This window comes from Rubinisphaera margarita, assembly GCF_022267515.1.
Taxonomy (GTDB): domain Bacteria; phylum Planctomycetota; class Planctomycetia; order Planctomycetales; family Planctomycetaceae; genus Rubinisphaera; species Rubinisphaera margarita.
The window spans coordinates 20493-33566 of record NZ_JAKFGB010000017.1; the positions used below are offsets into that span (position 1 = coordinate 20493).

General features: G+C 53.4%; 8 protein-coding genes and 2 pseudogenes. 6 read left to right on the forward strand and 4 right to left on the reverse strand.

The window, feature by feature from the left end; genetic code table 11:
- Position 1 precedes the first annotated feature (1 nt).
- A complete protein-coding gene (gene mobF, locus L1A08_RS17710; protein WP_238757858.1) occupies positions 2–2896 on the reverse strand; it encodes a MobF family relaxase in 2895 nt (964 codons plus the stop codon).
- A 405-nt stretch (positions 2897–3301) separates the two neighbouring features.
- Positions 3302–3886, reverse strand: coding sequence for a hypothetical protein (locus L1A08_RS17715; RefSeq protein ID WP_238757859.1), 585 nt, complete (start codon positions 3884–3886; stop codon positions 3302–3304).
- Positions 3887–4164: 278 nt separating this feature from the next.
- On the opposite strand from L1A08_RS17715, the pseudogene L1A08_RS23040 reads away from it, so the two are divergent.
- The 6 genes and pseudogenes from L1A08_RS23040 to L1A08_RS23055 form a co-directional block, all read left to right on the forward strand.
- Positions 4165–4348 (forward strand): annotated as a pseudogene (locus L1A08_RS23040) (hypothetical protein); the annotation flags it as partial.
- Positions 4349–5009: 661 nt separating this feature from the next.
- A complete protein-coding gene (locus L1A08_RS17725; RefSeq protein ID WP_238757860.1) occupies positions 5010–8474 on the forward strand; it encodes an SIR2 family protein in 3465 nt (1154 codons plus the stop codon).
- Positions 8475–8477: 3 nt separating this feature from the next.
- The gene (locus L1A08_RS17730) at positions 8478–9962 is read left to right on the forward strand and encodes a hypothetical protein (RefSeq protein ID WP_238757861.1); all 1485 of its coding nucleotides are present in this window, start codon (positions 8478–8480) and stop codon (positions 9960–9962) included.
- 306 nt (positions 9963–10268) lie between these two features.
- Entirely contained in the window at positions 10269–10730 is a 462-nt protein-coding gene (locus L1A08_RS23045; RefSeq protein ID WP_390896918.1) for a GNAT family N-acetyltransferase, read from the forward strand.
- Positions 10731–10926: 196 nt separating this feature from the next.
- Positions 10927–11106: an integrase core domain-containing protein gene (locus L1A08_RS23050; protein ID WP_390896916.1), complete on the forward strand. Its 180-nt coding sequence runs from the start codon at positions 10927–10929 to the stop codon at positions 11104–11106.
- A 14-nt stretch (positions 11107–11120) separates the two neighbouring features.
- Positions 11121–11210: pseudogene (locus L1A08_RS23055) on the forward strand (integrase core domain-containing protein); the annotation flags it as partial.
- A 128-nt stretch (positions 11211–11338) separates the two neighbouring features.
- Here the strand turns inward: L1A08_RS23055 and L1A08_RS17735 are convergent.
- Both L1A08_RS17735 and L1A08_RS17740 read right to left on the reverse strand, forming a co-directional pair.
- A complete protein-coding gene (locus L1A08_RS17735; protein WP_238757862.1) occupies positions 11339–12199 on the reverse strand; it encodes a phytanoyl-CoA dioxygenase family protein in 861 nt (286 codons plus the stop codon).
- Positions 12180–13074, reverse strand: an 895-nt coding sequence (locus L1A08_RS17740; protein ID WP_238757863.1) for a hypothetical protein, incomplete at its 5' end; no start/stop codon positions are given. The genes L1A08_RS17740 and L1A08_RS17735, both read right to left, overlap by 20 nt.

Below are 13074 nucleotides of genomic sequence, written 5' to 3' on the forward strand. Positions count from 1 at the left end.
CTCAATAGCTCCTGCTCAGTTCGGGACCAAAACTCGGGAGATGCATGCGAGTCGCCGCATGTTGCCGTCCAGGCTCGCTCCGCATCGATCCATTGTTCGCTCGTTCCTTCCACCAGGAAACAATCCGCTCCTGAAACGACGCCATGACCTGCCGCCCCCAGGATCGCTGCGGCAGGCGAGGGGACACATGCTCCCGCGCCACTGTCCTGTCAGAATGTGCGGCATTGACCATCTCTGTGGCTGACATTTGCTCTCCGGAACGAGCAATCGCCTGTCGTACCCGTGCCTTGTTATCAACATAGATCTGCACGTCTTCGCTGCCCCGTGAGACCGTCACGTAGAACTGTTTGGCGTTAATAGCAGGCAGGGATTCCGATCCCATGGCCGCTATCGCCACGTGCCGATCCTTTCCCTGGCTCGCATGACTGGTGATGACATAACCCAGATCGAGATGGCCATAGTCGCGATCAATGACCAGGCCACTCTTGAGACGAAGTTCGCCACTGGCACTGATCGACTGCACCTCATCGAGCCGGCCGTTGCTGATTCGCTGCTTGCCGTCTCGCCCCTTGCCGCCGAGGCTGAAGCGGATCTTGTCCCCCGCTGCGAGCCGCAGCTCTGCTTCGTGATAGACCTCGAACCGCTGTGATGCGGCAGCGGGAAGCCACTTTTGCTGCTGGCCATCAATGCTGATGAGTGAAACACGGTTTTCCTGAACCCCGTTGACCCGGTAACGCTCTCCTTTCTTGAAACCGCCTTTGACGTTCTGATGAAACTGAATGACCCAATCTCGGGAGTCCGCGTAAGTCGAGGGCTGGGATTTCTGGGCGTCCGTGAGGTTCAAGGACCGCAGCTGCTTCACGCTGTGCTCTATTTCCGGAAGTCGGCCCTGTTTTCTGAGTTCAGTCCGAATCTCTTGGGTCACCGCGGCGGCTTCATTATGCGTCGGTGCGACAACCAGCGTGGACCGTCCGGCCACCTGCGATTTGACATAGCTTTCTGCGAGCACCGCATGTCGATCCTCCGTGGACAACTCCTGAACCTTTCCGAGCCGGTCGAGCAGATCGAATCCGGCGAGTAACCCCGTTGTGCCCGTTCGGGTATCAACAATCTCGTGCCCTTTACTGATCAGCTCGACCGCCCGCTGATAGTCTCCCTTTTGGCGTTGAATGGTTTCCACGCGAGCGATATTCAGACCAGCCTCGCGTTCGAGCAGTCGCAGAGCTTCACCGCGACGAGGGGAGGCGTGCTGTCTCGTATCCCCGGAAAGCACCACCCGAGCCTGCTGCTGCTTGGCGATCCGGAACAATCCCTGCATCGATCGGACATCCAGCAAGCCGGCCTCGTCGATCCACAAGACCTGGTTCTTCAGCTCCGCCTGGAGCTTCTCGCTCCGCAGGAGATACTCCACCGTCTGCGCGTTTTTGAAACCCTTTTCCTGAAGCACTTCGCAGGCGCCGGTGGACGGGGCGAACGCCCGGACTTCTTTCCCATTGCCCCGGACCGCCTCGGCGGCTTCCTGCATCAGGGATGATTTCCCGGTGCCGGCACCTCCGGTAATCGCCATGACGGTGTCCCGGGATGTGAGCACACTCTGCACCGCCGCTTTCTGCTGGGGATTCAGCCAGTCGCGTTTGAACTCGTACTCTTTCTGACCGAGCGGACGGCGCGTGCCCCGCCCCTCACGGGCGAAGGCAATCACGTCACGTTCAGTGTCGAGGACCTCTCTGGTCGTGACGAGTTCGCGCTGAGCACCTTCCACGTTGTGCGTTCGTCTGACGAGCTTCAGCTTCGCGAAAGCGGTCTCCATCTGTTCCGGCAACACGCTCACCGCCTGTTCCAGAGCCGTCCCAATCACCTGATGCCGCTCGACCGTCGACTGACGAAACAAGTGATGATCAAGAGCGAACTTTAAGGCTTGCTCCGCGTCAGCATTCTGACGCGACCAGGCTCGTTCCAGAGACGGCGACTTCAGGCTGCGGAAGGCCTCGCGCTCTCCGTTGTCGAGACGCGATGACCATTCCCGGCGGAGTTCTTCGATCGAGGTATCGGCCGATTTCTTTTCCCGGGTCAGCTTGCCGAGGCGGCTTTTCTCTGCGGCATCTTTGATCCCGTTTTGCTCGGCAGCGGATTCCACCTGCTCAGTACGCCGGCTGAACTTCTCGATCGTGGCCCGGTCAATTCCACAGAGCTCCCAGCCGGCCTTGAGCCGGCCGCTCTGCCGATACTGGGTGCGTTCGACGCTGTAGCCGAGTTCTTTCTGGAGCTTGTGAGCCAGACGGGCTTCGAACTTTGCCTGGAGACTGGGCCGCTGACGAATGATCTCTTCGAACTCCCCGGCATAGTGACGGCCATTCTGTTCCGTCCAGTTGATCGCGAAAGCGTGGACGTGCAGGTGCGGATCGGGCCGTCCTTCGACGGGCCGCGATGTCTTGTGGAGAAACTCGGCGTAGATGAGTTTGCCCGTCCGAGTTCGTTCTTTCGTGGCGGCTCTTCCTTTGTCGCGAACCCGCCGCATCATGAGCGGCTCGATATCTTTTTCCATCGTTTCGTGAACGGCCTGCCGCAGTGCATCTACGATCCGCTCATCATTGTTAATGGCCCAGGCCAGTGACACGCTCTTGGGGACTGAGAAAGTCAGGTCGACGCCGGGCCGGCGATCCTGACGCTGCCGCTGCGTTAGCGCAGCCCCGCTGCGTGGATGTTTGCCGGAGAGCAAAGCGGCAAACTGTTCCCGAGTCACCCGAGAACCGGCGCCGAGGCCCAATAATTCAGCACCGCGTCCATACCAGTTGCCGGCGACCTCTTGCCCAAGGTAGTAATCACCCTGAGTGAGCACCGTTTCGAAATACTGCCGGGTCGCAGCAACATTTTTACCTTGGGTTGCAATCAACATGCTGAACGATATGGAGGACCGGAGCGGCGGTCCAGACGGGAAGAAAAGCAGGATACCAAGAAAAGCAACTGAGATAGGCTTGTCTCCTATGCACTGCATAGGTCTCACATCATATTCACAGCCTTTCTACACAACCTCAAGAAGTAACTCATGTGCCGAGTGAACTATCCCCATAAAGATCCTGCCGCCCGGCAACACATCTGCATCCTGCCGACAGCAAAGAACCAAAACACGACGACCGCATCAAATTACAAGGTCACCGCTGATACGACATTCGCCATTGCGACCGAGGGGACGCTTGCCTGGCTGAGTGATTGTCGTCGCCTCAGCATCCGGTGCAAACACCGCGTCCACCACTTTGTGGAATTCAGGCGTCTCTTCTACCTGCTCAGCGTCGTTGAATGGCTACACAATCGGCTCTAGCCTAATTGGACGAACGGATAGTCGAAAATGATCCTTAGACCTCCACACTGGCACTCCTCCCCAGCTGGCTTCCACGCAGAGGCCGCGGGAGAATTGCACTGATGCCACCTGACTTCGGTCGTCTCCATGCCTGGTGCAGGACCAATACCAATCTGCACTATGAAGATTATTTGCTGTTGAGAAGGTGTACCTAAAACCGCCCTCGTACGAATTTTCGTACAAATTTTCTACGAGAACGTCCGCCGGGGGTACAAACCACTTCGCGAGTTGGTCGTACCTCCCAGCAATTACCGCATCTCCGATCTCCTCGTCACATCCAAACGAGGCACCGTTGTGGCCTAGCAGGTTTGTTATCTGTGCAACTTGAACAACAGCATCATTAAAGGAGAGGGCCAACGACTGCCCGTTACCTTCTCGCAAATCCTCTGGCGCGGCGTAAACACTAAATTTCTCTCCGGTGGGTTGTCCGTCCTGGTTCTTTGAACTCCATTTTCCCGCGTACACTCCTTTTCCGGGGATTATGTCCCCAATCTCTATGCTATCACTCTGTTGCTGAATATATTCCATTGACTCACTCCTTCGATGTCTCCAATCACTTATGCACGACCAGCGACACATATGTCAATGGGAACACATTCCTATGGTTCAGAACCTATTCCTCCAGAGGCAGTTTATTCTTTATTTAGTCGAACGCCACATTGCGCCCACTAGACGCCCCATAAACACTTCCGATCCATCAGCTAGATCACAATTGGTTGGCGTGATTGGCATGATGTGACTTCAGATTGGGAATTCATGTTGACCAATGAAGGAATTGCCAATGGCCATTCATTGGTGCCCAATGAATTGCGAGAAGCCCACTGAGACGGTGCCAAGCGCGCCCTTCCCCGGGAAAGGGCGACTGCCGGCGGGCAAGGGCGGCTTTGACCGGGATCATCTTCGTGCTCAAGAGCAGCATTCCCCGGGAGATGGGGTGGCAGCGGGATGACCTGCTGGCGACGACCGCGGGACAGGCAGAAGGCCGGCACCTGAGACGCGTTGCATCACAAATTACTCGATCGACTACGAGCCGCCGACCAGAGTGAATAGTCACGAAGAACTATCGACAGTTCGTACGTGCAGGTTGCCGCAGCGGAAGTATACGAATGCAGGACCATGACCCTCATGGCTACCCCACGAAACTTCTGACAGACAGCAGTAAGGAGTTTATCGACGGAGATCACGCGTGGCGGTTTATGAGAGCGGAACGCAACTGGACTTTAGCCGCAGCGCACCGACGACTTCAGAGAAAGCAATGCTTTTAGATGGGAACTGTCCGCACCCTTGGAAACAGGGCTCAGCTTCGCTGCGTCAACCTAGAGAGCCGGGACACACATGACAATGAAGACGCCTACCACCAACTCGAAATGAATGCTGGCCACCTCTCCTGTACAGATTGACATCACACGCACGCGTCATTCCCCTCGACTTTTGCAGGCCGCCACGGGGGGCCACTGCACAGCGCATTCCGCGAAGGCAGAACTTCACCACACTTCGACATCCTTTCCCGATATCACCATTTCCGGCGTGCTCTTGGCGTTGACATTGCCTAACACAACGCCCATCCTGTGAATGCCTGACCAGTATCCCTCGCAGAGCAGATAACGCTTGCCGAGCTTCATTACACCTTTCGAGTACTGGGCCAAACCAAATGAGCATTTCGTCATTTGACGACCACCAATTCATCAGCAAGATTGTTCAGGACTCAGATACGGGATATAGCTTCGTACCATTCGTTGGCTCGGGACTTTCCAGTGCATCTGGCATAATTATGGGCATCGAATTTACAAACTATTTAGCGTTCACAACCTACTTGGTACTTTGCGATCCGAAGAAACGCGAACGAACACATGGTGAGGGGATTCCCAGTCACTGGGATCTGCGGCGGCAAGGTTGGCCCCCACAACCCTCGAACAAAGAAATCGAAAAGGCAACCGAATGGTTGACCGCCGAGTTCGAGTCGATTTGCGAGCGGTACGAATTGACGATAAATTGGGACAAGGGATCACACTTTATCAGATCATTAGCACCAAAGCACGTCAAGCCGCCTACTCATGAGCTACTCGCCAGCCTAGCGCATCCTCAAATTCCATCGCTACTCGCAGCATCCGATGCTCGGCGGCCCGAAGAACGCGTGAAACGAATCGCCGACTGGATTACTCACATGCGAGGACGCGGAAGCGTCTCCAGATCGACTATAGACCTCATCCTATCGGACACTAGCCGCTCGTACCGGCAACGGATCGTTGAAATCGGCGTCAGGGCGCTGCACGATTGGCGAGAAACGCTTGAATTCCTCGCGTCCGTTGCAATTATCGACGGCTATCCCACTTTGGCTCCTCCACACAATTCGGTGATCGATCGTTTCAACTCCGTAATCACTCAAGACAAGTACCCCAACTTAGGGCACAAGATGCTAGCTCACCTAGCCGGCCCATTGCGCATCCACTCTGTATTGACTACCAACTTTGACACACTAATAGAGGATGCGTTTCGTCTTCTGAATTATCGCATTCGGGTTCTTCCAGTTAGCTCTAAGGGCCACTTGCCTGACGCCCAGACCGTGGGATCTGACCTAGCCCTTGTAAAACTACACGGAGAGGTACACGATACCCGGGCAGACCTAACTCTCGACGACGAACCGTCCGACGAGGACAAGGAAATCTTCTCCGCCTACCTTACCAGAGGCGCAGGCAACCTTCGAGACTCAACCTTTCTTCAATTGCCAGAATCGAAACGGCTATTGGTCGTCGGGTACGGAGGAGCTGATCCACGCTGCGTACAGCTGATAAAGTCTTGGCTAGAACAACCACAAGGCCGTGCCGTTGGCGACACTGATCGCCACTCAAGGAGAATTGTGTATTGGATCTGCTATTCGAATTCGGATGTTAAGAGAATCTCTCGCCTTTTCAGCGCTCCCGACTATGACAATCAGGTTCGAATCACAAGAACATCGCGCCCCGACCTACTACTCTACCAACTCTATCAAAGACTGGTTCTTTCACTTCCTCCGGGAGGCCTGACATACGAATTTGCGCACGCGTTACCCCCTGGTCGCTGGAGAGCTTTCGACCATGACGACGCCCTTATAAGTTCAGTGCAATCGTGTGCCGATACTGCAGAACACCCTCTAGAGGCAGCGAGGATCGTGCTGGCGGAATCGTACACAGCAGCCAAGGCTCGCAACTTGTGGAGGGACGCGATCACCAAACACCTCAAAGAACTTATTCTTGATGTCATACGAAAGGATGACATTTTTCTCGATTCCGGTGGACGCTACCGGCCAGTCAAATACGGACCTTGCATCGCTGAGCAATGGCAACCGCTCTACAAGAACCAACACTCCGATCCCGAGCACGCCCCGAGAGAAGGCAGTAAGAGCCCGGTACTTCTGGATTCACCCGGTGGCGTCGTTCGCGCGGCTGCACTTGCGGTCGACGAACTGACTGCAACGACCTCCAAGAAGGTATTCTGGCTAGAAACCCAGGACTACATGGACGCTGACTCTATGCTGCGTGACTTCTTCCGCACGCTAGCGGTCCGTCACGGGAGTTTTCAAGGACGCCACGTCACGCAGCACCCGCTTTCTCAGCTATTGAGAGACAGTTTGAGCCCTCCGCTCGGGGGCGGGGCGATGACGCCATCTGACGCAGACAAGATCTCTGAATGTATTTCTGAGCACATCAAGCGATTATTTGAGGATACCCGCATCGATGCTGACAACATCGTCCTCCTGATTTATGGACGCGACTCTTATGGCGGATGCGCCGGATTACTATCATCTCCTTGGAATGAAGACCACTTTTACGCCTTGCACTGCATAATAGATGCGTTCGGCAAGGCTGGAATACGTACTCTCTACTTTCCGCTTCTTAGGACGCGAGCATTACGAAAAAGCCAATTCCCAGACTCACCGCTTGCAAACTCCGACAAGCTTGGGATCCAACGCCCACTTGATTGGCACCTTGAGTCAAAGAGCCACGACTTTACGAACTGGGACGCGCACTGCAACACTGTGGACTCCTGGAGAGACTGGCCGCACGACCACATAGCAGACGCGCAACTCCTGCCAAACCTTTCCCCCGAACGCGAAACTTCCATTCTTCACACCGCTGAATCCGTAAGTGTATTCCGCACGTTGATTGATGACATCCTGAAACCCTTTAACGTACTGCCGCAGTCTATAATCCAGAAAAACTCCGTCGAGTACAGAAGAATTGTATTCTTATATGCTATTACACTGTTCCGGCATTCGCGCCACCTGAACGCTCTGTGCTCTGAGGCTGCCTTTCACTGCCCATTTCGCTTCAACTGCAACAGCATCGACAATGACGTCATAAGAGCTGAGGAGGCAAAACTCTGGATCGACCAACTGCGTTCTGGCAAGGTATTTTTCGATAAGCCTGGTGGCTCTGTCTGGATGCATCGAGACATTCGCCTCACCCTACAACACCTTCTCGAACGCGTCGATCTACACTATGGCCATAAAGCATCCGGAGAAACACGCCCCGGAAATCGTTTTCTACTGGAAATGCGATCCCGAATTCACTTCTGGATAGGCGACTGGTACAACAAGGCATTCTGCTCATGCGGCCATCTGACCCCAATCGTTGAAGCCGTCCATCAACGCTTAATGGCAGCGATGTATAGCCCTTTCGCTAAGTTTAAGGCTTCCGCCTCCGGATCCTCTCGAAGGCTATCGGCGGCCAAACAAGAAGAACTTCGAGAGTATCAGATCACTCTATTCGAGACTGCAGTTATCGAAGCCCAAAAAACGTTACATTTAGCGTGGAAAGAGATCATGTTGTGGCAATCCAGCGCCCTAGAGGTATCATGGATTGGAACCGAACATCGCGAGCGCATCCACACTGCACTTCACGATATCGTCGATCGCTTGACCCCCGAGAAGCGCGAGCGAGACCGGTTACGAATTATTACTGACTCGTTCTCACACACACTTTCGTCACTATCAAATGAGATTCAGCTCGAAGGAGGCCGCGAACATCGCCATATTGTCTCGATGGTGTCTCCTCTTAATTCCGGTCTTTCAGCCTTTCGATACAGTGGCTCCCCGTTTGAGCACCCGATCCAAGACACTCATGCCACCCAGGAGTAGAAGATGACACCCTCATCGCCGGAGCCCTCCACTGAACTTGAAGTCGACCATGGCTGGAAGCAAATTAACCAGGGTACGGATCAGTTTCACGAGTATTGCGAGTATCTGTTCAGTAGCCCCCGCATTCTTGGCAGCTCCCTGCTCCAATCAATAACAGACATATCTGATGCAAGTACGTCCACGGACTTTTGCATCGTCAATGATGCTGCCATCGAAGGGATCTCCAAACACAAGGCACGCTGGAAATCGCTTCACGGTAGAAGCCCGCAGATGCTGCACGACATCATTTGGATGTTAGGTGAATTTGCTTATCTCTCCCTGCGTCGAGCTAAACTGGTTTTCCACGCAACTGGATCTATCGACGCTTCACGTTGGATTGGAGCCACGATTGCCTGTAATCTTGCAATAGATTTTTGTAAACATCTCCCAGCCTGGCTCCTAGTTTACGATATATACTCTCGTATAAAGCTACACACTCTTTATGGGGTATGCCTAGCGAACATTGGTCGGTTCTTCGAGTCGACGCGGCATTTCAACGAAGCCCAAGCGCTCCTTAGTAAGTTCCCCGGGGCCGGTCCCGCTGACCTCGCCGTCATTGAACTTCGAAGGGCCGAAGCTGTATTGACCGAATGCGTCTATATAACTCCGTTCTTGAGTAGTAGCGATTGGAGCATTTCTTCTGATGGAGAGCCACAAAACATTCAAGCGTTCTCTGAGTTGCATGGCAAAGGCAAGGAGATAAGGATAGCTCTTCTTGATGGGCTACCGGGGGGGACGCAGTGCTCCATGGCCACTGTCCGCCAAGAAGTCCACAGACACTCCGATGCACGTGTGATATTCATCCCGACACGGATCTCGGAGTGCATCAGAAAATCTTCACCGCACAAACACCCAAGCCAGGATGCCTGGCGTGAGAATGCACAACGACATTTGAGGCGTCTCTACATCTCGGTGCTGGACGAAGCCACTGCACTACTCGACCAAGCAGAGCTGCACCTCAGTGGTCATAGCCAGAGCAGCTTATGGTGGAACCGCCTCTACATCCTGCGGCTTAGAATTTACGGGCTTCTGGAACCACTCCATAACAGAGCTGGCGATTGTCTGATATTTCGAAAGCGATCGGCAGAACAAGGAATTTTCGAAAGCTTTCGGAATGCCGTACGAATCGCACGAGATGACCCCTTCCGACAGTATCGCGCGATCAAATATTTCTTTGAAGCAGAATCAGCACTCTGCCAGATCGCCCCTCCCAGTCCTCTAAGCAGCACCCCCGAAGGAGCTAAAACTTTTTCCGATATTTTGCCTGCCGCTCGAACTGACGCGGAGACAAAGTTGGAACAACTCAAAGACAGACTATCGACAGAATCCCAACCTCATAGAGAGGCACTCACTAGCGACGCCACCATTAAAGAGACATCCTTCCTGGGAGAGGCGATCATATCGCTATACGATGCACATCGACGCGCGTCGTCAATGGAACGCACATGACCCATATTGCCTCCTGTCGCACGCAGAATATTATTTTATCCCTATATTTACATAAGATAACTTATCACTCTTATCGCCCCCTCTCTCCAACACGTTCCACTTGACCCGGTAACCGGTATTGAGACTCACACTCATACATGAGTAGCACAACTGACCAAGACATTGATTCACATCCTCTTAGTGATACAACAGATTTCGGAATTACCCAATTAGAGATCGCGACCTCTCAATCTCTACGTCGCTATAACATTTGAAAATTTACCAAAAACCCGATATACTTCCTGAATGCATATTGCTTCACTTGACATGCCTTACGCATTCACCCCTCTGTCGACGCTGGCCAATACAGATCCAATCGCTTGGGCTCGAGACCACAGCACGACTTGCCGCCTTGGTCCCAATTATCTTGACACCGTGCAACGAATAACTCGGACTGACATAAACAGGAATTGCTGGATGGTCTCGACCCAAGGCGAAGTAATAGGCCTGATAGACGTTGAGAAATCGGAGGGCGGATCAGAAGCATGGATTGCATTGGCAGTGCACCCTAGTTTCCGTAACAGAGGCCATGGTAGATCAATTCTGCTTTCGTGGCTGGGGACACCAATGGCCCTCCCCCCCACGACTGTTTCGGCAGGCATTGAAGCTGATCACCTAGCGAGCATTCGCTGTTTTCGCGCGGCTGGCTTTACCCCGACCACACTTCTGCCAGACCACCAAGGAATGTACACCTTTCGAAAACTGCTGTCTGCATGTCCCCGCACTTAGTTCGACTTTCGCACTTTCACGCTGCCAGTTCGATCAGGCGGGTTAAGTGTTGAATGTATTTCTTGACGCCCGGCGGAATACCGGGGGTCGATAAATTGACTTTGTTCTGTTTTTATAGAGTCTGTCGTCGCGGTTCGGCCAGCATGTCCGCAAACGAGTGGCGAGGCTTCCCTTTCCAGTGGCGGATCGAGGTGGCATGCTCCCGAAATCTGTACCAGACCATCCAAAAATCGATGGCGGAGCTGGAACTCAAGACGTTAACCTCGCACCCGGCTCACCCTGGGGGAACGGCTACGCGGAGAGCTTCCACCGCCATTTGCGGCGCGCGTATCTGGCGCTGGAAATTATGGAGAATCTCCCCCTGCCCAGGAGCTGACCTTGGTCTGACCGCGGGACTACAACCAGAAGCGACCGCACGGTTCGCTTGGCTATCGGACGCCCGCAGAGTTTACGGCCGTACAGGCACCCCGACAGCCTTGAAGACCATGCAGCCGTCGATTGCCGTATTGCGCTCGATTGTCGACCACGATTCAGCTAGCATGTCAACTTGACCAAATCATTATGCGCCAGTGTGAACCCCTCCCATTGAGTTTCAGATCTTGGGTCACCTAACGAGGGACAAACTGGCTCACTGGTAATGCGTCAATATCAAAGTCGGCACCACTCTCTTCAAAAACCCCGAATGAAGGTGGCTCGATCCAACGCTGAGTCTTCCACTGAGACGCCAGTTCCGCCCAGTTCCCAACGTTAGCATCGGCAGTTGTGACCCAGTCGGGCGTACCATTACGCACATCGTGCCACCGAAAGTCGACAGACAGTCGAACATAGTCGCTGACATTTGGCGGAACTGCATGAACAGTATAGCAATGAAAGATTATGACATCGCCAACATGATAATCAGACGCTTTCCATCCACCGCAATCCAAAGCCTGCCATTTACAATTTGAGAATGGATGACGATGAGAACCACTTAACACGCGGAGCCCACCCATAGCTTCTGAGATAGGCGTAAGAGGTATCCAGGAAGTGAACATGTCCCTGATCCCCCAAGTAGGATAGTCGAAATGAATGTTAGGCACTGCTTGAGGCGAGGTGTTTGGCCACACGTGCCGAATAATCCGATTAGGATGACAATATGCGAAACCCGACAGAATACCGTTCATTATTGATCGGAGTCCGCAATCAAAAGCAATCCGATGAATTGACTCCAGTGATTGCAGCTTCTTATAAACATCCAAGTAATTTGGCGATGTTGTACCGAACTCAAGCACGCGTGGCCTGAGCGGAACACTGCCCTTAGCCAAGCCACAACCCCTCAATACACCGCACACGTCGTTACATGCAGCATTCACACGGCTGCAGTCGATTGCATCCCTAAAGTAGAGATAACCGTCCTCAACGAGCGAATCGATTAGTGCGGCAGAATCTCCCCTCAGACCTGAGGAGTCCTTAATCAGATTTGAATCCATGGCCGTTAATCATCAATGAGTGCGGGACCTCAAGTACTTCATGCCATTGCTCAATGTGGCGAGGTAATTTAAACTTTGAAATGTTTAACCTATCCGGAAATGATATCCACTCACGTTCCCAGCCTTTAGACAGGACTGGCCAGTCTGGCACGCGCGGATAATGGTGCGGATATAGCGACGCTTCACATACGAGATGATCGTCTCTCTGAAATCGGTGCATGCACGCAAAATTGATGATCGACGAATTATTGGCCATGACTTCATAGATTGTCATACCATGCAATAGTATTGCATCTCCTAATTCAACCCCGACGGGACGCAACTCGATCTTCGCTGCCTCAGTTCGAATGCCAACTCCCCCTTCGCGCATATGCGACAAGGGCGCAACAATTGGTCGTAGCGACTGATCCGCAATACGCAAAACGAACTCACCATTCACGTTCGCAAGAAGTGGAATCCACGCTGTAAGTGTATCAGGAGTACCCTGCACAGTCACAAAGTCCTGATGGGGTGGAATCCAATGGCCAGGAAAGACGATACTAATTGGTCGTCGACCATGAGAGAAAACAGCTCCACCAAGTGCTTCTCTCACTGCGTCGACAACGTCCTGTTCGAAGGCCAACCGATGAATGCCCTCGATCCGCTGCAATCCAGCGTAACATTGCCACCACCCTGCACTACCTTCTTGGCGTTGCTTTAATGGCCTGGTCGCGGTGTTGGGCCGACTTTTGTCAAGCCAACCGAATGAGGCCAAAGCTGCAACAACTTCATCACGTAACTTCGCCAATATTTTTGAATCGTACACGTGCTTCAGTACATGGTGGCCTTGCCGAACAATATCATCTGCTATCACGCTTGACATCAGCGATTCGCCC